The organism is Streptomyces sp. Je 1-369 (assembly GCF_026810505.1).
In the GTDB taxonomy this organism is placed as follows: domain Bacteria; phylum Actinomycetota; class Actinomycetes; order Streptomycetales; family Streptomycetaceae; genus Streptomyces.
Window position 1 is genome coordinate 5,161,273 of record NZ_CP101750.1, and the last position, 23,415, is coordinate 5,184,687.

The 23,415-nt window shown below is 69.3% G+C and carries 22 protein-coding genes; 20 read left to right on the top strand and 2 right to left on the bottom strand.

Going from position 1 to position 23,415, the window contains the following annotated elements:
• Positions 1-34: 34 nt before the first annotated feature.
• From NOO62_RS23540 to NOO62_RS23565, 6 genes are all read left to right on the top strand, one after another.
• Positions 35-769 carry a prepilin peptidase gene (locus NOO62_RS23540; protein WP_414930870.1) on the top strand — a complete coding sequence of 245 codons (735 nt, stop codon included), beginning with the start codon at positions 35-37 and terminating at the stop codon, positions 767-769.
• Positions 770-849: 80 nt separating this feature from the next.
• Positions 850-2,049, top strand: a complete 1,200-nt coding sequence (mqnC, locus tag NOO62_RS23545; RefSeq protein ID WP_268772871.1) for a cyclic dehypoxanthinyl futalosine synthase — start codon at positions 850-852, stop codon at positions 2,047-2,049.
• A 17-nt stretch (positions 2,050-2,066) separates the two neighbouring features.
• Positions 2,067-2,666, top strand: coding sequence for an imidazolonepropionase-like domain-containing protein (locus NOO62_RS23550; RefSeq protein WP_268772872.1), 600 nt, complete (start codon positions 2,067-2,069; stop codon positions 2,664-2,666).
• Between the two features lie 384 nt (positions 2,667-3,050).
• Positions 3,051-3,746, top strand: a complete 696-nt coding sequence (locus tag NOO62_RS23555; protein WP_268772873.1) for a demethylmenaquinone methyltransferase — start codon at positions 3,051-3,053, stop codon at positions 3,744-3,746.
• Between the two features lie 157 nt (positions 3,747-3,903).
• Entirely contained in the window at positions 3,904-4,518 is a 615-nt protein-coding gene (locus NOO62_RS23560; protein ID WP_268772874.1) for a zinc ribbon domain-containing protein, read from the top strand.
• The gene (locus NOO62_RS23565) at positions 4,476-6,428 is read left to right on the top strand and encodes a hypothetical protein (RefSeq protein WP_268772875.1); all 1,953 of its coding nucleotides are present in this window, start codon (positions 4,476-4,478) and stop codon (positions 6,426-6,428) included. Before NOO62_RS23560 ends, NOO62_RS23565 begins: the two co-directional genes overlap by 43 nt.
• A gap of 68 nt (positions 6,429-6,496) precedes the next feature.
• Here NOO62_RS23565 and NOO62_RS23570 read toward each other — a convergent pair whose 3' ends face one another.
• Entirely contained in the window at positions 6,497-7,048 is a 552-nt protein-coding gene (locus NOO62_RS23570; protein ID WP_268772876.1) for a GNAT family N-acetyltransferase, read from the bottom strand.
• Between the two features lie 97 nt (positions 7,049-7,145).
• Between NOO62_RS23570 and NOO62_RS23575 the strand changes: the two genes are divergently transcribed.
• Complete coding sequence (locus tag NOO62_RS23575) at positions 7,146-8,432, top strand: geranylgeranyl reductase family protein (RefSeq protein WP_268772877.1); 1,287 nt, start codon at positions 7,146-7,148, stop codon at positions 8,430-8,432.
• A 61-nt stretch (positions 8,433-8,493) separates the two neighbouring features.
• On the top strand, positions 8,494-8,823 hold the full coding sequence (locus NOO62_RS23580; protein WP_150170931.1) for a putative quinol monooxygenase: 330 nt from the start codon (positions 8,494-8,496) through the stop codon (positions 8,821-8,823).
• A 124-nt stretch (positions 8,824-8,947) separates the two neighbouring features.
• On the opposite strand, the gene NOO62_RS23585 is transcribed toward NOO62_RS23580, so the two are convergent.
• The gene (locus tag NOO62_RS23585) at positions 8,948-9,766 is read right to left on the bottom strand and encodes a C40 family peptidase (protein WP_268772878.1); all 819 of its coding nucleotides are present in this window, start codon (positions 9,764-9,766) and stop codon (positions 8,948-8,950) included.
• Between the two features lie 815 nt (positions 9,767-10,581).
• Between NOO62_RS23585 and NOO62_RS23590 the strand changes: the two genes are divergently transcribed.
• Genes NOO62_RS23590 through nuoL form a run of 12 tightly spaced genes read left to right on the top strand, consistent with a single transcriptional unit; the run spans position 10,582 to position 23,410 of the window.
• Complete coding sequence (locus NOO62_RS23590; protein WP_003992243.1) at positions 10,582-10,941, top strand: NADH-quinone oxidoreductase subunit A; 360 nt, start codon at positions 10,582-10,584, stop codon at positions 10,939-10,941.
• Between the two features lie 21 nt (positions 10,942-10,962).
• Positions 10,963-11,517 carry a NuoB/complex I 20 kDa subunit family protein gene (locus NOO62_RS23595; RefSeq protein WP_055564035.1) on the top strand — a complete coding sequence of 185 codons (555 nt, stop codon included), beginning with the start codon at positions 10,963-10,965 and terminating at the stop codon, positions 11,515-11,517.
• Complete coding sequence (locus tag NOO62_RS23600; RefSeq protein WP_268772879.1) at positions 11,514-12,236, top strand: NADH-quinone oxidoreductase subunit C; 723 nt, start codon at positions 11,514-11,516, stop codon at positions 12,234-12,236. The genes NOO62_RS23595 and NOO62_RS23600 overlap by 4 nt, the downstream gene beginning before the upstream one ends.
• Entirely contained in the window at positions 12,236-13,570 is a 1,335-nt protein-coding gene (locus tag NOO62_RS23605; RefSeq protein ID WP_268772880.1) for an NADH-quinone oxidoreductase subunit D, read from the top strand. Before NOO62_RS23600 ends, NOO62_RS23605 begins: the two co-directional genes overlap by 1 nt.
• Positions 13,567-14,418 (top strand): NADH-quinone oxidoreductase subunit NuoE, encoded by an 852-nt coding sequence (gene nuoE / locus NOO62_RS23610; RefSeq protein ID WP_268772881.1) that lies wholly within the window; start codon positions 13,567-13,569, stop codon positions 14,416-14,418. The genes NOO62_RS23605 and nuoE overlap by 4 nt, the downstream gene beginning before the upstream one ends.
• Positions 14,418-15,779: an NADH-quinone oxidoreductase subunit NuoF gene (nuoF, locus tag NOO62_RS23615; protein ID WP_268772882.1), complete on the top strand. Its 1,362-nt coding sequence runs from the start codon at positions 14,418-14,420 to the stop codon at positions 15,777-15,779. The genes nuoE and nuoF overlap by 1 nt, the downstream gene beginning before the upstream one ends.
• Positions 15,776-18,289, top strand: a complete 2,514-nt coding sequence (locus NOO62_RS23620; RefSeq protein WP_268772884.1) for an NADH-quinone oxidoreductase subunit G — start codon at positions 15,776-15,778, stop codon at positions 18,287-18,289. The genes nuoF and NOO62_RS23620 overlap by 4 nt, the downstream gene beginning before the upstream one ends.
• Positions 18,290-18,327: 38 nt before the next feature.
• On the top strand, positions 18,328-19,665 hold the full coding sequence (nuoH, locus tag NOO62_RS23625; protein ID WP_223832484.1) for an NADH-quinone oxidoreductase subunit NuoH: 1,338 nt from the start codon (positions 18,328-18,330) through the stop codon (positions 19,663-19,665).
• Entirely contained in the window at positions 19,658-20,317 is a 660-nt protein-coding gene (gene nuoI / locus NOO62_RS23630) for an NADH-quinone oxidoreductase subunit NuoI (RefSeq protein WP_268772885.1), read from the top strand. The genes nuoH and nuoI overlap by 8 nt, the downstream gene beginning before the upstream one ends.
• Complete coding sequence (locus tag NOO62_RS23635) at positions 20,314-21,153, top strand: NADH-quinone oxidoreductase subunit J (RefSeq protein WP_268772886.1); 840 nt, start codon at positions 20,314-20,316, stop codon at positions 21,151-21,153. The genes nuoI and NOO62_RS23635 overlap by 4 nt, the downstream gene beginning before the upstream one ends.
• Positions 21,150-21,449 carry an NADH-quinone oxidoreductase subunit NuoK gene (gene nuoK / locus NOO62_RS23640; protein WP_003974374.1) on the top strand — a complete coding sequence of 100 codons (300 nt, stop codon included), beginning with the start codon at positions 21,150-21,152 and terminating at the stop codon, positions 21,447-21,449. The genes NOO62_RS23635 and nuoK overlap by 4 nt, the downstream gene beginning before the upstream one ends.
• 14 nt (positions 21,450-21,463) lie before the next feature.
• Positions 21,464-23,410 (top strand): NADH-quinone oxidoreductase subunit L, encoded by a 1,947-nt coding sequence (gene nuoL, locus NOO62_RS23645; RefSeq protein WP_268772887.1) that lies wholly within the window; start codon positions 21,464-21,466, stop codon positions 23,408-23,410.
• Positions 23,411-23,415 lie beyond the last annotated feature (5 nt).

The window sequence follows — 23,415 nt, forward strand, 5'->3', positions numbered from 1 at the left end:
GGCCACGAATGGTCCACGAGGGAAGTCGTAGCTGTTGCTGTTGACACTCATCATCGGAGGCGCCCTGTGGGGCGCCTCCGTCGGCCTCTTCGTACCGCGGGCCGCGTACCGCCTGTCGGTGCCGCCGGGCGAGCCGTGGCGCGCGGAGTGCCCGGAGGGACACCCGCTCCGGTCATGGCTGGGACTGGCGAGGTGCGGGGAACAGGAAGGCCGCGCCGCCCCCGCATACGGCCCCCGAACCTCCGCCACGACCATCACCACCGCCCTGGTCTGCGCCGCGCTGGCCGCGACCACGGGCACACGCCCCGAGCTGGCGGTCTGGCTCCTGCTCGCCCCCGTGGGCGTACTGCTCGCCCTGGTCGACTTCACCGTGCACCGCCTGCCGGACGTCCTGACGCTCCCGCTGGCGGCCGCGTCGCTCGCCCTGCTAGGACTGGTGACGCTGGTGCCGGAGCAGGCGGGCTCCTGGAAAGCGTCCCTCTACGGAGCACTGGCCCTCGCAGCCGCGTACTTCATCCTCTTCCTGATCAACCCCAACGGCATGGGCTTCGGCGACGTGAAGCTGGCGCTGAGTCTGGGCGCCGTACTCGGCTGGTACGGCTGGGGCGTCCTCCTGATCGGCACCTTCGCGGGCTTCCTGCTGGCGTCGCTGTACGGAACGGCCCTGGTCGTCACCCGCCGCGCGAGCCGCAAGACGGCGATCCCCTTCGGCCCGTTCCTGATCGGCGGCGCCTTCGTGGGCCTGCTGCTGGGGGGCTGCACCGCCTGACGTCGGGCGTTCCACACCGCTGGCGTACGCTGGCTTGGTCCGTCCACAACCCTTACGAAACTTACGAAAGGGACGCCCCGGTGACCGAGAAGGCCGACCTTCAGTCCGTCCTCGACCGCGCCGCCGCAGGTGGGCGGATCACCGCGGAAGAGGCGCTCGTCCTCTACCGCGACGCCCCGCTGCACGCCCTCGGCGCCGCCGCCGACGCCGTGCGCCGCCGTCGGTACGCCGGTACGGAGCACATCGCGACGTACATCATCGAGCGCAACATCAACTACACGAACGTCTGCGTGACGGCCTGCAAGTTCTGCGCCTTCTACGCCGCTCCGAAGGACACGAAGAAGGGCTGGAGCCGCGACCTCGACGACATCCTGCGCCGCTGCGCGGAGACCGTCGAGCTGGGCGGCACCCAGATCATGTTCCAGGGCGGACACCACCCGGACTACGGCGTCGAGTACTACGAGAAGCACTTCGCGGCGATCAAGAAGGACTTCCCGCAGCTGGTCATCCACTCCCTCGGCGCGTCCGAGGTCGAGCACATGGCCCGTATCTCGAAGGTCTCCGTGGAGGAGGCCATCCAGCGCATCAACGCGGCGGGCCTCGACTCGTTCGCGGGCGCGGGCGCCGAGCTGCTCCCGGCCCGTCCCCGCAAGGCCATCGCGCCCCTCAAGGAGTCCGGGGAGCGCTGGCTGGAGATCATGGAGATCTCCCACAACCTGGGCGTGGAGTCCACGTCCACGATGCTCATGGGCACGGGCGAGACGAACGCCGAGCGCATCGAGCACCTCCGGATGATCCGCGACGTGCAGGACCGCACGGGCGGCTTCCGGGCCTTCATCCCGTACACGTACCAGCCCGAGAACAACCACCTCAAGGGCCGCACCCAGGCGACGATCTTCGAGTACATCCGCATGATCGCGATCGCCCGGATCTTCCTCGACAACGTCGCGCACATCCAGGGCTCCTGGCTGACGACGGGCAAGGAGGCGGGCCAGCTCACGCTCCACTACGGAGCGGACGACCTGGGCTCGGTCATGCTGGAGGAGAACGTGGTCTCCTCGGCCGGTGCCAAGCACCGCAACAACCTCCGCGAGATGATCGAGATGATCCGCACGGCGGACCGCGTCCCGGCGCAGCGCGCCACGACGTACGAGCACCTCGTCGTGCACGACGACCCGGCGAACGACCCGGTCGACGACCGCGTCGCCTCGCACATCTCCTCCACGGCGATCGAGGGCGGCACGGCCCACCCGGAGCTCAAGCTCCTCGCCACCAACTGAGCGCGGCGAAAACCACCTTGCTGACCCTGCACGTTGCCGAGCACTCCCCGGAGACGGCGGTCCTGGTATCCGGCGCGAGCGTCGCGGCGGTCGGTCCGTACGACGACCTGGCCGCGGCGCACCCGTCGGCCCGAGTCCGCCGCTGGCCCGGAATCCTCACCCCCGGCCTCCTGAACCCGTACGCCCCCGAACTCCTCGAGGCGACGTACCACCCCGACCCGCGCGAGTCCGACACCCTCGGCGTCGACCCCATCGGCGGCGAACGCGCCCGCGCGATCTTCGCCGCGGACCCCTCCCGCCTCGGCGCGAGCGCCCGCCGCGGCGTCCAGCGCCTCCTGGCACACGGCACGGTGGCGCTCGCCGGCGCCCTCCGCACCCGCCCGGCCGCGGACGCGGTCCGCAGAGCATCCCTGGCCCAGGCCCACCGCCCCCCAACCCTCCCGGGCCCCCCATCCCTCTCCCCAACCCCCCTGATCCTCCTCCCACCCCTCGCCGAGGCCTCCCCGGCCCGCTTCGCGGTCTTCGACGTACGAGACCGCCGAGACCTGGTGAGGCGGGGCGCGGGCACGTGCGTGGCGACGGTGGTGGAGGGCCGGTTGGTGTACAGGTCGCGCTGAGCCGATATGGGTGCGGTGATCCTTCGGTGCGGCGGTGCCTCAAGTCGCAGGGGGGCGGACGTTTTTAGGGGCGCGGGGAACTGCGCGAGCAACCACGGCGAGCCCGCACTCGCGATTGCGCCGCATGGGGCAGCCGCGAAGGCGGCTCTTGCCGGGCGCGGGGGGACGGACGTTTCCAGGCGCGGGGGGCGGACGTTTTTAGGGGCGCGGGGAACTGCGCGAGCAACCACGACGAGCCCGCACCCGCGAAAGCCCCCGCACAGGGCAGCCGCACCCGCGAGGAGGCCCGCCGCAGGCGAGAGAGCCCGCCGCAGGCGAGAGAGCCCGCCGCAGGCGAAAGAGGCCGCCGCCAAGGCAGAAGACCGGCCTGACACAATGGGCCGGGTGACCCGAGCCACCTTGGAAAAGCAGCCGCACGACGTCGCCACCATGTTCGACGACGTCGCAGAACGCTACGACCTCACCAACGACGTGCTCTCCCTCGGCCAGGCCCGCCTCTGGCGCAAGGCAGTCGCAAACGCAGTCGACGCCCGCCCCGCCCAAAAGGTCCTCGACCTCGCCGCCGGCACGGCCACCTCCTCCCAGCCCTTCGCCCAGGCCGGCGCCTACGTCGTCCCCTGCGACTTCTCCCTCGGCATGCTGCGCGTCGGCAAGCGGCGCCACCCGTGGATGCCGTTCACCGCGGGCGACGGCACGAAGCTGCCGTTCAAGGACGACACCTTCGACGCCGTCACGATCTCCTTCGGCCTGCGCAACATCCAGGACACGAGCGCCGCTCTCCGCGAGCTGTACCGCGTGACGAAGCCCGGCGGCCGGGTAGTGATCTGCGAGTTCTCGCACGCGACGTGGACCCCGTTCCGCACGGTCTACGAGGAGTACCTGATGCGCGCGCTGCCCCCGGTCGCCCGCGCGGTCTCCTCGAACCCGGACGCGTACGTCTACCTCGCGGAGTCGATCCGCTCCTGGCCCGACCAGCCGTCGCTGGCCGCGCTGTTGCAGGACGCGGGCTGGTCGAAGGTGGCGTGGCGCAACCTGACGGGCGGCGTCGTGGCGCTGCACCGCGGCTTCAAACAGAGCTGATTCGTAACGCTCCAGTTGAGACTCGGATTCCGCGGACCCGAGGGAACCGGCCACCAGGCAAGATGTGTCCGTTGATACGACCCTGCCGTTTACTTATGCGGCGCTTACGGGCCGGTCCGCATTCCTTGCCGAACTCCTGAGCCCACGGAGCGTCTTGATGGCGTCGTACTGCCCACACTGCGGGGCGCCCACCCCCGATGAGGCCCGCTTCTGCATGAAGTGCGGCCGCGAACGCCTTCCTGAGCCGACGACGGAGGAAACTCCGAACCCGGAAGAGGCGGCCCCACAGCCAGAGAGAACACCTCCCGCACCCCAAACACCCCCCCCACCCACCCCCCCCACCCCCCCCACGCACACCCCCCCCCCCACCCCCCCCCCCCCCCCTTCGCCACCTTCTTCGCCCGCACCTTCCGCGGCGACTGGGCCGGCTCCATACAGGCCGCGCTCTGGCCCGTCGTCCTACTGCTGGTCGGCGCCGCCGCGCTCGCGACACCGGCGTACGGCCAGGACGACGACGCCGTCTTCGGCTTCACCGACCGGCTCCGCATCGCCCTCGCACTCCTGCTCCAGTCGGTCGGCGGAGGCTTCGAGTTCTCGGGCCGCGAGGAGCGCCCGGACTACGGTTCGGGGTCCGGAAGCGACGGCCTGGGCCTGGACACGGGAGGCCTGGACACGGGAGGCCTCGGCACCGGAGGCCTCGGCACGGGTTCGGACTCCACGGCGACGGCCGTGGAAGGCACCGCCTCCCTGCACCTGGTCCCGCTCACGATGACCGCACTGTGGCTCGTGGCGCTCTACATCGGCGTACGCGTGCTCCGGACCCGCGTCATCGCCCGGGGCGCGACCCGGCACAGCACCACCGCAGGGCTCGAAGCCGCCGTGCGCGTCGCGCTGTTGGTGACCGTCGGCGTGCTCGGACTCGCACTCTTCGCGCAGCCCGAGATCGAGGGCGTGGAGCTGTCGTCGTCCCCGGTGCTCGCCGCGCTGGGCGCGCTCCTGCTCGGACTCGCCGTCTCCAGCGCGGTGTTGCTCCGCGTGGACACGTCGGTCTGGGCGAGGGTGACCGCACGGCCGGGAGCACAGTCCCTCATCCGGGCGACGGGCACGGCTCTGCGGGCGCTGGTCGTCGTACTCGTACTCTGCTCGGTCGTCGCCTTCATCAGCCTCGCCCAGGTGGACGACCTGTCCGAGATCACGGACCTCGACGACTCCGGTGTCTCACCGCTCCTGGTCGCGCTGCTGATCCTGCCGAACCTCGCGGTGACGGCACTCGGCATCGGCTGGGGAGCGGGCGCGGAGGCCTCGGTGCACGGCAGCAGCTCCATGTACGGGAGCGGGCGCGAGAGCGGGTCGTTCGGGCTCTCCGAACTCGGTGACGTCACCAACGACTGGGCGATCGTGGGCGCGTTGGCACTCGGTCTCGTCTGCGCGCTGACGATCGGCGTGCTCGCCGCGCGGCGCTGCGTGGGCCGCGGAGAGCAGCTCCTCGCCGCGGGCGTCTTCTTCGGCTCCGTCCTGCTGCTCGCCGGGTTCAGCGGCATCGGCGTCGAGGTGTCCGGGCAGGCGTTCGACGGCGGTTCGGGATTCGGCGGGTCGAGCAGCGGTGGCGGCGGCAGCGTGGAGACGGGCCTGAGCGTGCCGGAGGTCCTCCTGTTCGGCCTGCTGTGGACCATCCCGGCGGTACTGCTGGCGCCGTACCTCCTCCAGATGACGGGCGGACACGCCACACCCCCCACGCCGCCCGCGTACGCCCCACTCCCCGCGACACCCCAGACCCCTCCGACGGAGACGCCCCAGACGCCTCCCACCCAGACACCCCCGCCCCCGACGAGCAGCCCAGCGCCGACGCCCGCGACCCCGACGGCCCCCACCCAAACGGCCGCCACCTACAGCCCACCCCCCACGCACCCCACCCACCTGAACCCCCAATCCCACCAACCCCACCAGCCCCTCCACCCCCTCCCCACCAAACCCCGCAACCGAGCCACGACCTGGGTGGTCACCATCGCCGTGGCCCTGGTCGTCGGAGGCGGCGCGACCGCGGGCGCACTGCTGTGGCGGGACACGGGGGACGACAAGGCGGGCAACGCGGGCAAGGACAACAAGCCCCCGGCCAGCCGCTCCGAGGACCCGTCCGGCGACCCGGTCAACGGCCCGACCGACAATCCCACCGCCGACCCCACCGTCGACCCGACCCCCTCAGCCTCACCCAACCCGGACCCCGAGGGCACCGACCGCGTCACGGACCCCGAGGGCTTCTCCTTCGCCGTGCCCGAAGGGTGGACCCGCCAGCCCGTCAACCCCGAGCGCCCCGGACAGATCACCTATGCCGGGTCGACGGGACGTGAGGAGTTCCTCGTCGGCGTCGTCGCCGATGCCCCCTACACCTCGTACGACAATTTCAGGAACATCGAAAAGCACACCAAGACCGCGCCGGACAAGTCGGACTACGACCGCGTCCGGATGGAGGAGAACACCTTCCAGGGGCGGGACGGGGCGCTCTGGGAGTACACGTACACCGACGAGGGCGGCCGCACGATCCACGCCCTCAACCAGAGTTACGTCGCGGAGAACGGCACGGAGTACGCGATCCAGCTCTCCTGGCGCGAGGACTTCTGGCCCGCGGGCGAGGGCGCGAAGACGCACACGGCCGCACTCGACACGTGGCGCCTCACGGACTGACCGCCGGGCTCCAAGCTTGCTGCAGGCTCGCTAGAGGGCGAGCCTGCACCAGCCCTAAAGCTCCAGCCCTAAAGCACCAGCCGAAAGCAATGCGAAGTCTGCCGCGACGACTCGTCACCAGGCACCCGCGGGGGCGTGGTGTACGACTCGCCGAGCTCCATGCCGAGCCGCCGCGCCACCGCGACGGACCGCGCGTTCTCGGAGGCGATCATCGCCACGACGCTCGGCACCCCCACCGCCCGCAGCCGCTCGACCGTCGCCTCCGCCGCCGCGCTCGCGTACCCCTTTCCCCAGGCCGCGCGGCCCAGCCGCCAGCCGATCTCGATCTCGCCCACCGGGCCCCAGCTCCTGGGCCAGGGCTGGGCGCCGGTGAAGCCGATCGGCTCGCCGGCCGCGTCGAGCATGGTCCACAGGCAGTAGCCCAGTTCGGCGTCGTGTCTGCGCTGGCGGGCGGTCAGCTCCTCGTACATGGAGAGCTCCGCCGATGACCCGCCGAAGAACTCCATGACCTCGGGGTCGTCGAAGAGCCGGTGCCAGGCAAAGGCGTCCTCGTGGGTGGGGACGCGCAGCTCCACGGCGGGGAGGAGCGGCGCGGGCAGGGTAGCGGTCTGCTCGGTCACGTGTGGCCCTTCGGCTGGCTGATCAGTACCGCCTCATAGACTGCCCATATCCCGTGCCGGTCGGCACACAGATTTCGAGCCTTGGGGAGAACCCGCCGTGACCGAGCCCCTCTCCGAACACACCGCGGACGTAATTGTCGTCGGCGCCGGCCCCGCCGGTTCGACGACGGCGTACTACCTGGCGAAGGCCGGTCTCGACGTACTCCTCCTTGAGAAGACCGCGTTTCCGCGGGAAAAGGTCTGCGGTGACGGGCTCACGCCCCGCGCCACCAAGCAGCTGGTGTCCATGGGAATCGACATCTCCGAAGAGGCGGGCTGGCTGCGGAACAAGGGCCTGCGCATCATCGGCGGCGGCGTACGGCTCCAGTTGGACTGGCCGGAACTCGCCTCTTACCCGGACTACGGACTCGTACGGAAGCGTGACGACTTCGACGAGCAGCTCGCGCGCCAGGCACAGAAGGCGGGCGCACGCCTGTACGAGCGGTGCAACGTCGGCGAGCCCGTCATCGACGACCGCACCGGCCGCATCACCGGCGTGCACGCCAAGATGGGCGAGGAGAAGACCCCGGTCACCTTCCACGCCCCGCTCGTCGTCGCGGCCGACGGCAACTCCTCGCGGATCTCGCTCGCCATGGGCCTGCACCGCCGCGAGGACCGCCCGATGGGCGTCGCGGTCCGTACGTACTTCACCTCGCCCCGCCACGACGACGACTACCTGGAGTCCTGGCTGGAACTGTGGGACCGCCGCGGCCCCGGCGAGGACCGTCTCCTGCCCGGCTACGGCTGGGTCTTCGGCATGGGCGACGGCACGTCCAACGTCGGCCTCGGCATCCTCAACTCCTCCAAGTCGTTCCGCGAGCTCGACTGGCGCGAGGTGCTCAAGGCGTGGTGCGCCTCGATGCCGGAGGACTGGGGCTACACCCCGGAGAACATGACGACGCCGATCCGCGGCGCCGCCCTGCCGATGGCCTTCAACCGTCAGCCGCACTACACGAAGGGCCTGCTGCTCGTCGGCGACGCGGGCGGCCTGGTGAACCCCTTCAACGGCGAGGGCATCGCGTACGCCATGGAGTCCGGCCAGATCGCGGCGGACGTCATCGCGCAGGCACACGCGCGTGCCACCCCCGCCCAGCGGGAACTGGCGCTGCAGAACTACCCGAAGACGCTCAAGGAGGTCTACGGCGGCTACTACACGCTGGGCCGCGCCTTCGTGAAGCTCATCGGCAACCCGAAGGTCATGAAGATCGCGACCCAGCGCGGCCTGACCCACCCGGTCCTGATGAGGTTCACGCTGAAGATGCTGGCGAACCTGACGGACCCGATGGGCGGCGACGCGATGGACCGCATCATCAACGGCCTGAGCAAGGTGGCACCGAAGGCGTAACCCTGGCACTTAAGGCGTAACCCCAGTGGGCGGTCCGCTCAGTACGGTGCAAAATGGACGCATGATATTTATTGCCGTCAAGTTCACCGTCCGGCCCGAGCACAGCGACAGCTGGCTGGAGCGGACCGCCGCATTCACCGCCGCCACGCGCGCGGAGCCGGGCAACATCTTCTTCGAGTGGTCCCGCTCGGTGGAGGACCCGAACCAGTTCGTGCTGCTGGAGGCCTTCGCCGACGGGGACGCGGGCGCCGCGCACGTCAACTCCGACCACTTCAAGGCCGGCCTGGAGACGATGGGCGAGCTCATCGCGTCCGTGCCGCAGATCGTGAACACCGAGATCGAGGGCAGTGGTTGGTCCGAGATGGCGGAGCTGAAGCCGAAGAACGCGTGACGCGGACGCCGACGTACGCGTGAGCCAGACGCCACAGGACGCCTGAGAAGGCGTCTCAGGGCGCGCCAAGGGCCGGAACCCCTCCAGGGGGGTTCCGGCCCTTGGTCGTAGCTTTAAGGGGCCGTCAGAGGACGCGCACGGCACCCGAGGCCGGGTAGCCGGACAGGTCCTGGATGACAACGCCCTTGCCGGGGTTGGCGGCGTCCAGGTACTGGCCGTTACCGATGTACACACCCACGTGGTACGCGGAACCCTTGCCGCCCCAGTACAGGATGTCGCCGACCTGAAGGTTCGAGGTGCCGACCTCGGTGCCCATCGTCGACTGGTCCTGCGAGACGCGCGGGAGGTCCACGCCCGCCTGCTTGAACGCGGCCTGCACCAGGCTGGAGCAGTCCCAGGCGTTCGGGCCCGAGGCACCCATCACGTAGGCGTCGCCGAGCTGGGCCTTCAGGAAGCCGATGACGGCGCCGACGCTGCCGCTGGCCGGAGCCGGGGCGTCAGCGGTGGTGGAGCTGCCGCCCGCGGACTGCGTGGAGAGCGACGTGCGGTCGGCGGAACGCGAGGCGCGCTCCTCGTCCGCCTTCTTCTTGGCGGCGGCCTCGGCCTTGCGCTCGGCCTCGGCCTTCTTCTCCGCCTTCGCGAGGTCTTCCTTGGCCTGCTTGGCGGCCTTGGAGGCGGCGGCGTCCTGCTCGGCGCGCGACTCGTAGGTGTCGGCGGCCTGCTGGGTGGCGTCCGCCGACTGCGCGATCTGAGCGGACAGATCGGTGGAGAGGGTGGGCATCTCGATGGTCTCGGACACCGGCTCGGCAGCGTTAGCCGTACCGGCCGCCGCGGCCACTGCCAGGGTGCTGAGGACGCCACCGGCAACACCGGCGCGCAGAGCAATCTTCGAGGCGCTGCGACGGGGCTTCCGGTGGCTGGGTATGTGAGCGGTGTGGGACATGAGAACAACTGCTAGCAGGGACCCACGGTTCCCTTCAAGAAACGTGTGCTGCGCCACAGTTGCGGATTCTGAGCCTGAATCCCGGGCGTGTCGCTTCTTATTGACGCCGTAACGGGCAATGCGGACAGGGTCGATCACGCCTGTGATCATGGGTTTTCTGCGATACGCCCGAATTGCCCTCGGTCTACCACCCGTTGAGTCCGTTGGCCAAGCCCGGCTTATTCACGGAAGTTGCCCGTGTGGCACAGGTCACAGCGTGGGCTCCTGGGGATCTCCCGGAGGCCTGCCGGGGATCTCCCTGAGATCTCGCTGAGACATCCCTGAGATCTCCCGCAGATTTCGGCACCGGTAAGAGGGGGTCGCCGGACCGGTCGCCGGACCCGATTCCTCCGGCGTTCGGTCGCTCGTGAATCCGCGCACGCGTCCACATCCGTCCACACCTCTGCCGCCAAAGTGTGAACGCGGCTCCTTTACCAAGCGAACCTGCCCAGCGCCAATTTGCTTGCAGAGGCCATCGCTTGATAGTGCGACACGCCTTCGACCAGCGATGACGCGCCGAGATGTCACCTCTAGTGATCACTCAGGCGCTTCGCGTACGAAGATCACCGCTCATCCGACTTCATGATCCTTCGTCAGGTGGTGGAGATCACAAAGCCGTTGGCGTACCCCGTGTCGCAGATCACAGACCGCCGGGCATAGGATGCGGGGCAGTTGGGCTTGTGACCTGCTTCACATGTAAGCGATCTTCGAAGGGGAGCAGGGCGCGGTCCGACGCAACCGCCAACAGTCAGTGCCGACTGAGAGGAGCGAGGAGCGTGAACGCCTATGCGCCCATCCTCGTGCTGGGAGCCCTCGGGGCAGGCTTTGCGATCTTCTCCGTGGTCATGGCCACGCTTATCGGTCCAAAGCGGTATAACCGCGCAAAGCTAGAGGCCTATGAGTGCGGCATCGAGCCGACGCCGACGCCGGCAGGCGGCGGGCGATTCCCCATCAAGTACTACCTGACGGCGATGCTCTTCATCGTCTTCGACATCGAGATCGTCTTCCTCTATCCCTGGGCCGTCACCTTCGACGCGCTGGGGATTTTCGGGCTCGTGGAGATGCTGCTCTTCGTGCTCACCGTCTTCGTTGCGTACGCGTACGTATGGCGGCGCGGCGGCCTGGAATGGGACTAAGGGTCAGAGGGGTCTAAGAGCATGGGAATCGAAGAGAAGCTGCCGAGCGGGTTTCTGCTGACCACCGTCGAGCAGGCCGCGGGCTGGATGCGGAAGTCGTCCGTCTTCCCCGCCACGTTCGGCCTCGCCTGCTGCGCCATCGAGATGATGACGACCGGTGCCGGGCGCTATGACATGGCGCGCTTCGGCATGGAGGTGTTCCGCGGCTCACCGCGCCAGGCCGACCTGATGATCGTGGCGGGCCGGGTGAGCCAGAAGATGGCGCCGGTGCTCCGCCAGGTCTATGACCAGATGCCCAACCCCAAGTGGGTCATCTCCATGGGGGTTTGCGCGTCATCAGGTGGAATGTTCAACAATTACGCGATTGTGCAGGGCGTCGACCACGTTGTCCCGGTTGACATCTATTTGCCCGGCTGTCCGCCGCGCCCCGAGATGCTGTTGGACGCGATTCTCAAGCTCCATCAGAAGATCCAGAACACCAAGCTCGGCGTGAACGCGGAAGAAGCCGCCCGTGAGGCGGAGGAGGCGGCCCTCAAGGCGCTCCCCACCATCGAGATGAAGGGGCTGCTGCGGTGAGCGACGCGCACGACGAGCACCTGAACGGCAACGGCGTCCCCGCGCCGCGCGACGAGGCCGGCGAGGTCATCGGCGTACGCAAGGGCATGTTCGGCGCCGACGACGGCGGCGACACGTCCGGCTACGGCGGGCTCGTACGGACCATCACCCTGCCCGGCGCCTCCTCGCGCCCCTACGGCGGCTGGTTCGACGAGATCGCGGACGAACTGGAAGGCGCGCTCGAAGAGCAGGGCCTCGTCCCGGAGAACGCGATCGAGAAGACGGTCGTCGACCGCGGCGAACTCACCTTCCACATCGAGCGCGAGCACCTCGTCCGCGTGGCCAGGACCCTGCGCGACGACCCGGCCCTGCGCTTCGAGCTCTGCACGGGCGTGAGCGGGGTGCACCTCCCCGGCGACAAGGGCCGCGAGCTGCACGCCGTCTACCACCTGCGCTCGATCACCCACAACCGGCTGATCCGGCTCGAAGTCGGCGTCCCCGAAGCCGATCCGCACCTGGCCTCGCTGGTCCCGGTCTACCCGACCAACGACTGGCACGAGCGCGAGGCGTACGACTTCTTCGGCCTCGTCTTCGACGGCCACCCGGCGCTCACGCGGATCATGATGCCGGACGACTGGCAGGGCTTCCCGCAGCGCAAGGACTACCCCCTCGGCGGCATCCCCGTCGAATACAAGGGCGCCCAGATCCCGGCTCCGGACCAGCGGAGGTCGTACAGCTGATGTCTGCCACTCAGGGAACTTCCCACGCTTCCCCCCGCGAGACGACCGAGGGGACCGTATATACGGTCACCGGCGGCGACTGGGACGAGGTCGTCCAGTCGGCGGCCAAGGCCGACGACGAGCGCATCATCGTCAACATGGGCCCCCAGCACCCGTCCACGCACGGCGTGCTCCGGCTCATCCTCGAGATCGAGGGCGAGACCGTCTCCGAAGCCCGCTGCGGCATCGGGTACCTGCACACCGGCATCGAGAAGAACCTCGAATACCGCACATGGACGCAGGGCACGACGTTCGTCACGCGCATGGACTATCTGACGCCGTTCTTCAACGAGACGGCGTACTGCCTCGGGGTCGAGAAGCTCCTCGGCATCGAGGACCGCATCCCGGACCGCGCCTCGGTCATCCGCGTGCTCCTCATGGAGCTCAACCGCCTCTCCTCGCACCTGGTGTGCATCGCCACCGGCGGCATGGAGCTCGGCGCCACGACGATCATGATCTACGGCTTCCGGGATCGTGAACTCGTTCTCGATGTCTTCGAACTCATCACCGGCCTGCGCATGAACCACGCGTACGTCCGGCCCGGCGGACTCGCCCAGGACCTGCCCCCGGGCACGGTCGACCAGCTCCGCGAGTTCGTGAAGACCATGAAGAAGAACATCCCGGAGTACGACAAGCTCGCCACCGGGAGCCCCATCTTCAAGGCCCGCATGCGGGACGTCGGCTACCTCGACCTCGCCGGCTGCATGGCCCTCGGCGCCACGGGCCCGGTCCTGCGCTCGGCGGGCCTCCCGCACGACCTGCGCAAGTCCCAGCCCTACTGCGGGTACGAGAACTACGAGTTCGACGTCCCCACCGCCGACACCTGCGACTCCTACGGGCGCTTCCTGATCCGCCTGGAGGAGATGCGGCAGTCGCTGCGCATCGTCGAGCAGTGCATCGACCGGCTCGCCCCCGGACCGGTCATGGTCGAGGACAAGAAGATCGCCTGGCCCGCCCAACTGGCCCTCGGCCCCGACGGACTCGGCAACTCGCTCGACCACATCAAGAAGATCATGGGCACCTCCATGGAGTCCCTCATCCACCACTTCAAGCTGGTGACCGAGGGCTTCCGGGTCCCGCCGGGCCAGACGTACACGGCGGTCGAGTCGCCCAAGGGCGAGCTCGGCGTGCACGTCGTCTCCGACGGCGGCACCCGCCCCTACCGGGTCCACTTCCGCGACCCGTCCTTCACCAACCTCCAGGCCATGGCGGCCATGTGCGAAGGCGGCCAGGTCGCCGACGTCATCGTCGCCGTCGCGTCCATCGACCCCGTGATGGGAGGCGTCGACCGGTGACCACCACTCCTTCGGAACAGGGCACGGGCGTCAGCCTGGGCATGCCCCAACTCCCCGCCCCCGACTACCCGGCCGACGTGCGCGCCCGCCTCGAGGTGGACGCCAAGGACGTCATCGCGCGCTACCCCGGGTCCCGGTCCGCCCTCCTCCCGCTGCTGCACCTGGTGCAGTCCGAGGAGGGCCACGTCACGCGCACGGGCATGCGGTTCTGCGCCGAGATGCTGGGCCTGACCACCGCCGAGGTCACGGCCGTGGCGACCTTCTACACCATGTACCGGCGCAAGCCGTCGGGTGACTACCAGGTCGGCGTCTGCACCAACACACTGTGCGCCGTCATGGGCGGCGACGCGATCTTCGACGAACTCAAGCAGCACCTCGGCGTCGGCAACGACGAGACGACCGAGGACGGCAAGATCACTCTTGAGCACATCGAGTGCAACGCCGCCTGCGACTTCGCCCCCGTGGTGATGGTCAACTGGGAGTTCTTCGACAACCAGACCCCCGAGTCCGCCAAGCGGCTCGTCGACGACCTGCGCGCGGGCGTACCGGTCGAGCCCACACGCGGGGCGCCGATCTGCACGTACAAGGAGACCGCCCGGATCCTGGCGGGCTTCCCCGACCAGCGGCCCGGCGCCGTCGAGGCGAGCGGCGGCGCGGGCCCCGCCTCGCTCATCGGACTGCGCCTGGCCAAGGGCGAGGAGCCGCAGCCGCGCGTGGTCCACCCCCGCGCGGGAGGCCCGAAGGACGAGGCTCCCGCCGAGCACCTCAGCTCGCACGACGCACCGCAGGAGACCTCGGCGTCCGACCCGGCGCACCCGGCAGGGCCGACCGCCGAGGAGGGGGAGTGATGACCTTGGCAGCCGAGATCGACAACGAGACCAGCCCCGAGAAGCTGCTCGCACCGGTCCTTTCGGCCTTCTGGGACGAGGAGAAGTCCTGGACGCTGGAGACCTACCGACGGCACGAGGGATACGAAGGCCTGCGCAAGGCGCTCGTCATGGCCCCGGACGACGTCATCGCGTACGTGAAGGACTCCGGACTGCGGGGCAGGGGCGGCGCGGGATTCCCCACCGGAATGAAGTGGCAGTTCATTCCACAGGGAGACGGCAAGCCGCACTATCTAGTTGTCAACGCCGACGAATCGGAGCCGGGGACCTGCAAGGACATCCCGCTCCTCTTCGCGAACCCGCATTCCCTCATCGAGGGGATCGTCATCGCGTGCCACGCGATCAGGTCGTCGCATGCCTTCATCTATCTGCGGGGTGAAGTCGTCCCCGTCCTGCGCAGGCTCCATGAGGCCGTCCGAGAGGCTTATGCGGCGGGCTACCTCGGGAAGAACGTGCTGGGCAGCGGACTCGATCTCGAACTCACCGTGCACGCCGGCGCGGGCGCGTACATCTGTGGTGAAGAGACCGCACTGCTCGACTCGCTCGAAGGTCGCCGCGGCCAACCGCGACTGCGTCCCCCCTTCCCTGCCGTCGCGGGCCTCTACGCGTGCCCCACTGTCGTGAATAACGTCGAGTCCATCGCGTCCGTTCCCGCGATCCTCAATCGGGGGAAGGACTGGTTCAAGTCGATGGGCAGCGAGAAGTCACCCGGCTTCACGCTCTACTCGCTGAGCGGGCACGTCACCAACCCCGGCCAGTACGAGGGACCGCTCGGCATCACGCTGCGCCAACTGCTCGACATGAGCGGCGGCATGCGCGCCGGGCACCGGCTCAAGTTCTGGACGCCGGGCGGCTCCTCGACGCCGATGTTCACCGACGAGCACCTCGACGTCCCCCTGGACTACGAGGGCGTCGGCGCCGCCGGATCGATGCTCGGCACCAAGGCGTTGCAGTGCTTCGACGAGACGACGTGCGTCGTACGGGCCGTGACCCGCTGGACCGAGTTCTACGCCCACGAGTCCTGCGGCAAGTGCACGCCCTGCCGCGAAGGAACCTACTGGCTGGTGCAGTTGCTCCGCGACATCGAGGCCGGCAAGGGCGCCATGGCCGACCTCGACAAGCTGAACGACATCGCCGACAACATCAACGGCAAGTCCTTCTGCGCCCTGGGCGACGGCGCGGCCTCGCCGATCTTCTCCTCCCTGAAGTACTTCCGTGCGGAGTACGAGCAGCACATCACCGGCAAGGGCTGCCCCTTCGACCCGGCCAAGTCGACTCTCTGGGCCGACCGGCCCGCTGAAAGCGCGCAGGTGAACGCATGACAGTGACCACCAACAACGCTCCCTCCGGGGGCGGGGAGGCGGCGGTTCCGCCCGAGGATCTCGTCTCGCTGACCATCGACGGCATCGAGATCAGCGTCCCCAAGGGGACGCTGGTGATCCGGGCTGCCGAACTGCTCGGCATCGAGATCCCGCGGTTCTGCGACCACCCGCTGCTCGACCCCGCGGGCGCCTGCCGCCAGTGCATCGTCGAGGTGGAGGGCCAGCGCAAGCCGATGGCGTCCTGCACCATTACCTGCACCGACGGCATGGTCGTGAAGTCGCAGCTGACCTCGGCCGTCGCGGAGAAGTCCCAGCGCGGCGTGATGGAGCTGCTGCTCATCAACCACCCGCTGGACTGCCCCGTCTGCGACAAGGGCGGCGAGTGCCCGCTGCAGAACCAGGCGATGCAGGTCGGCGAATCGGACACCCGCTTCGAGGGCAAGAAGCGGACGTACGAGAAGCCGGTCCCGATCTCCACCCAGGTGCTGCTCGACCGCGAGCGGTGCGTGCTCTGCGCACGCTGCACCCGCTTCAGCAACCAGGTCGCCGGCGACCCGATGATCGAGCTCATCGAGCGTGGCGCCCTCCAGCAGGTCGGCACCGGCGAGGGCGACCCCTTCGAGTCGTACTTCTCCGGGAACACCATTCAGATCTGCCCGGTCGGCGCGCTGACCTCGGCGGCGTATCGCTTCCGCTCCCGGCCCTTCGACCTCGTGTCGTCGCCCTCGGTGTGCGAGCACTGCTCGGGCGGCTGCGCGACGCGCACGGACCACCGGCGCGGCAAGGTCATGCGGCGGCTCGCCGCGGACGACCCCGAGGTCAACGAGGAATGGATGTGCGACAAGGGACGCTTCGGCTTCCGGTACGCGCAGCGCCCGGACCGCCTGACCACGCCCCTGGTACGCAACGCCTCGACGGGTGAGCTCGAACCCGCCAGCTGGCCGGAGGCCCTGGAGATCGCGGCCCGCGGTCTCGCCGGTGCGCGCGGCCGGGCCGGGGTCCTCGTCGGCGGCCGCCTCACCGTGGAGGACGCCTACGCGTACAGCAAGTACGCGCGCGTGGCGCTCGACACGAACGACATCGACTTCCGCGCGCGCGTGCACAGCAGCGAGGAGGCCGACTTCCTCGCGGCTCGGGTGGCGGGCCGGGGCAGGGACCTCGACGGGACCGGCGTCACGTACGCCCTCCTGGAGAAGGCGCCCGCCGTCCTGCTCGCCGGGTTCGAGTCCGAGGAGGAGTCGCCCGGCGTCTTCCTGAGGCTGCGCAAGGCCTGGCGCAAGCACGGCCAGCGCACGTTCTCCCTCGCCCCGTTCGCGACCCGTGGCCTGGAGAAGGCGGGCGGCACGCTGCTGCCCGCGGCGCCGGGCACCGAGACCGAGTGGCTGGACGCGCTCGCCGCGGGCGTCGGCCTGGAGGCCCCCGGTACGGAGGCGTCCGAGGCGCTGCGCGCCGAGGGCGCAGTCATCGTCGTCGGCGAGCGGCTCGCGGCCGTGCCCGGCGGGCTCACCGCCGCCGTGCGGGCCGCCGCGGCGACCGGCGCCCGGCTGGTGTGGATTCCGCGCAGGGCCGGGGAGCGTGCCGCCGTCGAGGTGGGCGCCCTCCCATCGCTGCTGCCCGGCGGGCGCCCGGCCACCGACCCGCGCGCGCGGGACGAGGTCGCGGCCGCCTGGGGCGTCGCCGAACTCCCGCACCGCTACGGCCGCGACACCGGCCAGATCATCGAGGCCGCCGCGACCGGCGAACTCGGTGCCCTCCTGGTGGCGGGTGTCGAGGTCGCCGACCTGCCGGACCCGGCACGCGCGCGTGCGGCGCTCGACGAGGTCGGCTTCCTGGTCTCCCTGGAGCTGCGGCCCAGCGAGGTCACGGACCGGGCCGACGTGGTCCTGCCCGTCGCCGCCGTCGCGGAGAAGCCGGGCACCTTCCTGAACTGGGAGGGCAGGGCGCGGATGTTCGACGCCGCGCTGAAGCCGGATCAGATGACGCGCAGGCTGGCGCCCACCGACGCGCGCGTGCTGCACATGCTCGCCGACGCCGGTGACATCCACCTGGGCCTGCCCGACCTGCTGACCCTGCGTCGCGAACTGGACCGGCTCGGCGGCTGGGACGGGTCTCATGCCACGGCCCCCCTGGAGACCGGCGCCCAGCCGCCGCGGCCTGCCGCCGGCGAGGCCGTCCTCTCGGGGCACCGGCTGCTGCTCGACCAGGGTCGCCTCCAGGACGGCGACGAAGCCCTGGCCGGTACGCGGCACGCCGCCCACGCGCGCGTGTCCGCTGCCACCGCGGCGGAGGCGGGCGTGAAGGACGGCGACCTCCTGTCGGTCGCAGGACCGGCGGGCGCGACCGAACTCCCGCTCCAGATCACGGAGATGCCCGACCGCGTGGTCTGGCTGCCGCTGAACTCGACCGGGGGAGGCGTCACGTCGGACACCGGCGCCCGCCCCGGCGACCTCGTCCGCATCGGCCCGGCGGTCCTGCCGGAGCCCTCTGAGGCCCCGGAGGTGACGTCGTGACGCACACCCTGGTGCCGCTTGCGGCGGAAGACCTGTCCATGTTCGGCCGCGACCCCTGGTGGCTGGTCGCCTTCAAGGCGGTCTTCTGCTTCGCGTTCCTGATGGTGACGGTCCTCCTCGCCATCGTCTGGGAACGCAAGGTCGTCGCCTGGATGCAGCTGCGGATCGGCCCCAACAGGAACGGCCCCTGGGGTCTGCTGCAGTCCCTCGCGGACGGCGTCAAGCTGATGCTCAAGGAAGACGTGATCGTCAAGCGCGCGGACAAGGTGGTCTACGTCCTCGCTCCGGTGATCGCGGCGATCCCGGCCTTCATGGCGATCGCGGTGATCCCGTTCGGACCCGCGGGCAACGAGGTCTCGATCTTCGGCCACCGCACCACGATGCAGCTCACCGACCTGCCGATCGCGATGCTCTACATCCTCGCGGTCGCCTCCGTCGGCATCTACGGCATCGTGCTCGCGGGCTGGAGCTCGGGATCGACGTACCCGCTCCTCGGCGGCCTGCGCTCCTGCGCGCAGATGATCTCGTACGAGATCGCGATGGGCGCTGCCTTCGCCTCCGTCTTCCTCTACTCCGGGTCGATGTCGACGTCCGCGATCGTCGAGGCGCAGGCGGACCGCTGGTACGTCCTGCTGCTGCCCGTCTCCTTCATCATCTACATCGTCACGATGATCGGTGAGACGAACCGGGCGCCGTTCGACATGCCGGAGTCCGAGGGCGACCTCGTCGGTGGCTTCAACACCGAGTACTCGTCCATCAAGTTCGCGATGTTCATGCTCGCCGAGTACATCAACATGGTCACCGTCTCGGCGGTGTCGGCCACGCTCTTCCTGGGCGGCTGGCGGGCGCCGTATCCGATCAGCACCTTCTGGGAGGGCGCGAACCACGGCTGGTGGCCGATGCTCTGGTTCGTGATCAAGGTCCAGCTGCTGCTGTTCTTCTTCATCTGGCTGCGCGGCTCGCTGCCCCGTGTCCGTTACGACCAGCTGATGAAGCTCGGCTGGAAGGTCCTGATCCCGGTCTCCGTCGTCTGGCTGATGCTGGTCGCCACGGTCAGGGCGATGCGGAACGAGGACTACGAATTCACCTCGATCGCGCTCTATGTCGGCGGCGGGGTCATCGCGTTGCTGCTGCTCTCCGTCGTCGTCGACATCTTCCGCGACAAGCGCGAGAAGGAAGCCGCCGCCGAGGAGGAGAAGCCGGTCGCCTTCGACCCCATGGCGGGCGGATTCCCCGTGCCGCCGCTGCCAGGCCAGAGCCTGCCACCCGTCCCGCGCCGACGCTCGCGCCAGGAGCGGGAGTTGATTGTCAGTGGTGGACCGGATACGCAAAGTGACGGAACCCGAAGTGACGGAAAGGAGGCGTCCGATGGCTGAGTCGAACCAGGAGTCGCACGACTCGAACCAATCGAACCAGGGGTTCCAGAACCCTGTCGCGGGCTTCGGCGTGACCTTCAAGGCCATGTTCAAGAAGCGGCTGACCGAGCAGTATCCGGAGCAGCAGAAGACCACTGCTCCCCGCTTCCACGGCAGGCACCAGCTGAACCGCCATCCGGACGGCCTGGAGAAGTGCGTCGGCTGTGAGCTCTGCGCCTGGGCCTGTCCCGCGGACGCCATCTACGTGGAGGGTGCGGACAACACGGACGAGGAGAGGTACTCGCCGGGTGAGCGGTACGGCCGCGTCTACCAGATCAACTACGCCCGCTGCATCCTGTGCGGCCTGTGCATCGAGGCGTGCCCCACGCGCGCGTTGACGATGACGAACCAGTTCGAGCTGGCCGACAGCAGCCGCGAGAACCTCATCTACACCAAGGAGCAGCTGCTCGCCGGCCTCGAAGAGGGCATGGTCGACTCGCCGCACGCGATCTTCCCCGGCACGGACGAGCAGGACTACTACCGCGGCCTGGTCACCGAGGCCGCGCCCGGCACCGTGCCCCAGGTCGCCGTCTCCAAGGGCGAGACGCCCCAAGAGGCGGCAGCGGACTTCGGAGACGGCGAGCCCGCCTCGGAGAAGGTGGTCGGCCGATGACGCAGCTCGCCGCCTACTCGACCTCGACCGGCGAGGCCTTCCAGTTCTGGGTGCTCGGCACGGTCGCGGTGATCGGCGCCCTGTGCACCATTCTCATGAAGAAGGCCGTGCACAGCGCGCTCTGCCTCGCCGGGACCATGATCATCCTCGCGGTGTTCTACCTGGCCAACGGCGCGTACTTCCTGGGCATCGTCCAGATCGTCGTCTACACCGGCGCGATCATGATGCTCTTCCTCTTCGTCGTCATGCTCGTCGGCGTCACCGCGGCGGACTCCCTCAAGGAGACCATCAAGGGGCAGCGCTGGCTGGCACTCCTGTGTGGACTCGGCTTCGCGGTGCTGCTCTTCGCGGGCATCGGGAATGCCTCCATGAAGGAGTTCAACGGCCTCGGCAAGGCGAACGCCGGCGGCAACGTGGAGGGCCTCGCGGGGCTCATCTTCACCAAGTACGTCTTCGCCTTCGAGATCACCGGCGCCCTCCTCATCACGGCGACGGTCGGCGCGATGGTGCTCACCCACCGCGAGCGCACGGAGCGTCCCAAGACCCAGCGCGAGCTGTCCGAGCAGCGGGTGCGCGAGGGCAAGCACCTGCCGCCGCTGCCCGCCCCGGGTGTGTACGCACGGCACAACGCCGTGGACATCGCGGGCCTGCTCCCCGACGGCACCCCGTCGGAGCTCACGGTCAACAAGACGCTGCGTGAGCGCGGCCAGATCCGCGACGTGTCGAACCAGGCGCTGGACGACCTGCGGGCGCTCGAGCAGCGCTCCACCGACCGTCTGGACCGGCCCGACCTGCGGAGCGGCGACACCGGGCGGACCGAGGAGGCGTCGAAGTGAACCCCGTCAACTATCTGTACCTCGCGGCACTGTTGTTCACGATCGGCGCGACCGGCGTGCTCATCAGGCGGAACGCGATCGTGGTGTTCATGTGCATCGAGCTCATGCTCAACGCCTGCAACCTCGCGTTCGTGGCCTTCTCCCGGATGCACGGCAACCTCGACGGACAGATCATCGCCTTCTTCACGATGGTCGTCGCCGCCGCGGAGGTCGTGGTCGGGCTCGCGATCATCGTGTCGCTGTTCCGTTCCCGCCACTCGGCCTCGGTCGACGACGCCAGCCTGATGAAGCTCTGAGGGGTCGCTGAATCGTGGAGAACTTGATTGCGCTGCTCGTCGCGGCGCCTCTGCTCGGAGCAGCCGTACTGCTGTGCGGCGGGCGGGCACTGGACCGCGCGGGCCACTGGCTCGGCACGCTGTTCGCCGCCGCCTCCTTCGTCATCGCCGTGGTGCTCTTCTCGGACATGCTGGGCAAGGGCGCGGAGGAACGCTCCCTGTCGCAGCACCTGTTCAGCTGGATCCCCGTGGAGGGGTTCCAGGCGGACGTCGCCTTCCAGCTCGACCAGCTGTCGATGACGTTCGTCCTGCTGATCTCCGGCGTGGGCACCCTGATCCACATCTACTCGATCGGGTACATGGAGCACGACGAGCGGCGCCGCCGCTTCTTCGGCTACCTGAACCTGTTCCTCGCGGCGATGCTCCTCCTTGTCCTCGCCGACAACTACCTGCTCCTGTACGTCGGCTGGGAGGGCGTCGGCCTCGCCTCGTACCTCCTGATCGGCTTCTGGCAGCACAAGCCCAGCGCGGCCACCGCCGCGAAGAAGGCCTTCCTGGTCAACAGGGTCGGCGACGTGGGCCTGTCCATCGCCATCATGCTGATGTTCACCACCTTCGGGACGTTCGCCTTCGGGCCCGTCCTGGAGGCCACGGGTGACACCTCGGAGGGCAAGCTCACCGCCATCGGCCTGATGCTGCTGCTCGCCGCGTGCGGCAAGTCCGCGCAGGTGCCGCTGCAGTCCTGGCTCGGCGACGCGATGGAGGGCCCGACCCCGGTCTCGGCCCTGATCCACGCCGCGACGATGGTGACCGCGGGCGTGTACCTGATCGTCCGCTCCGGCGCGATCTTCAACGGCGCGCCGGACGCGCAGCTCGTCGTCACCGTCGTCGGAGCGGTCACGCTCCTGTTCGGTGCGATCGTCGGTTGCGCGAAGGACGACATCAAGAAGGCCCTCGCCGGATCGACGATGTCCCAGATCGGGTACATGATCCTGGCCGCAGGACTCGGCCCCATCGGCTACGTCTTCGCGATCATGCACCTGGTGACGCACGGCTTCTTCAAGGCCGGACTCTTCCTCGGCGCCGGTTCGGTCATGCACGGCATGAACGACGAGGTCGACATGAGGAAGTACGGCGGCCTGCGCAAGTACATGCCGGTCACCTTCGTCACCTTCGGCCTCGGCTACCTCGCGATCATCGGTTTCCCCGGTCTGTCCGGCTTCTTCTCCAAGGACAAGATCATCGAGGCGGCGTTCGCCAAGGGCGGCACGGAGGGCTGGATCCTCGGCTCGGTGGCACTCCTGGGCGCGGCCATCACCGCGTACTACATGACGCGCGTGATGATCATGACCTTCTTCGGAGAGGAGCGCTGGCGCCACCGCGCGACGGCCTCCCCGGCTCAGCCGGACGTCGAGCCCGCCGCCGAGACGCAGGGCGCACACGACGAGCCGCACCCGCACGAGTCCCCGAAGTCCATGACCATCCCGATGATCGTGCTCGCCTTCGGGTCGGTGTTCGCGGGTGGCTTCTTCAGCATCGGCGACCGCTTCATGCACTGGCTGGAGCCGGTCACCCACCACGACCACGGCGACTCGCCGCTGAGTGCCGCCACGGTCACGGGCGCCACCATGGTGGTCCTCGTCATCGGCGTCGCCCTTGCCTACGTGCAGTACGGGCGCAGGCCCGTCCCGGTCACCGCCCCGCGCGGTTCGGTGCTCACCCGTGCCGCCCGCCGCGACCTCCTCCAGGACGACTTCAACCACGTCGTCCTGGTGCGCGGCGGCGAGCACCTCACGCGGTCCCTGGTCTACGTGGACCACACCCTGGTCGACGGCGTCGTCAACGGCACGGCGGCCTCGGTCGGCGGCCTCTCCGGGCGGCTGCGCAAACTGCAGAACGGCTACGCCCGCTCCTACGCGGTCTCGATGTTCGGCGGCGCTGCGGTGCTCATCGCCGCGACCCTGCTGATGAGGGCGGTCTGATACCG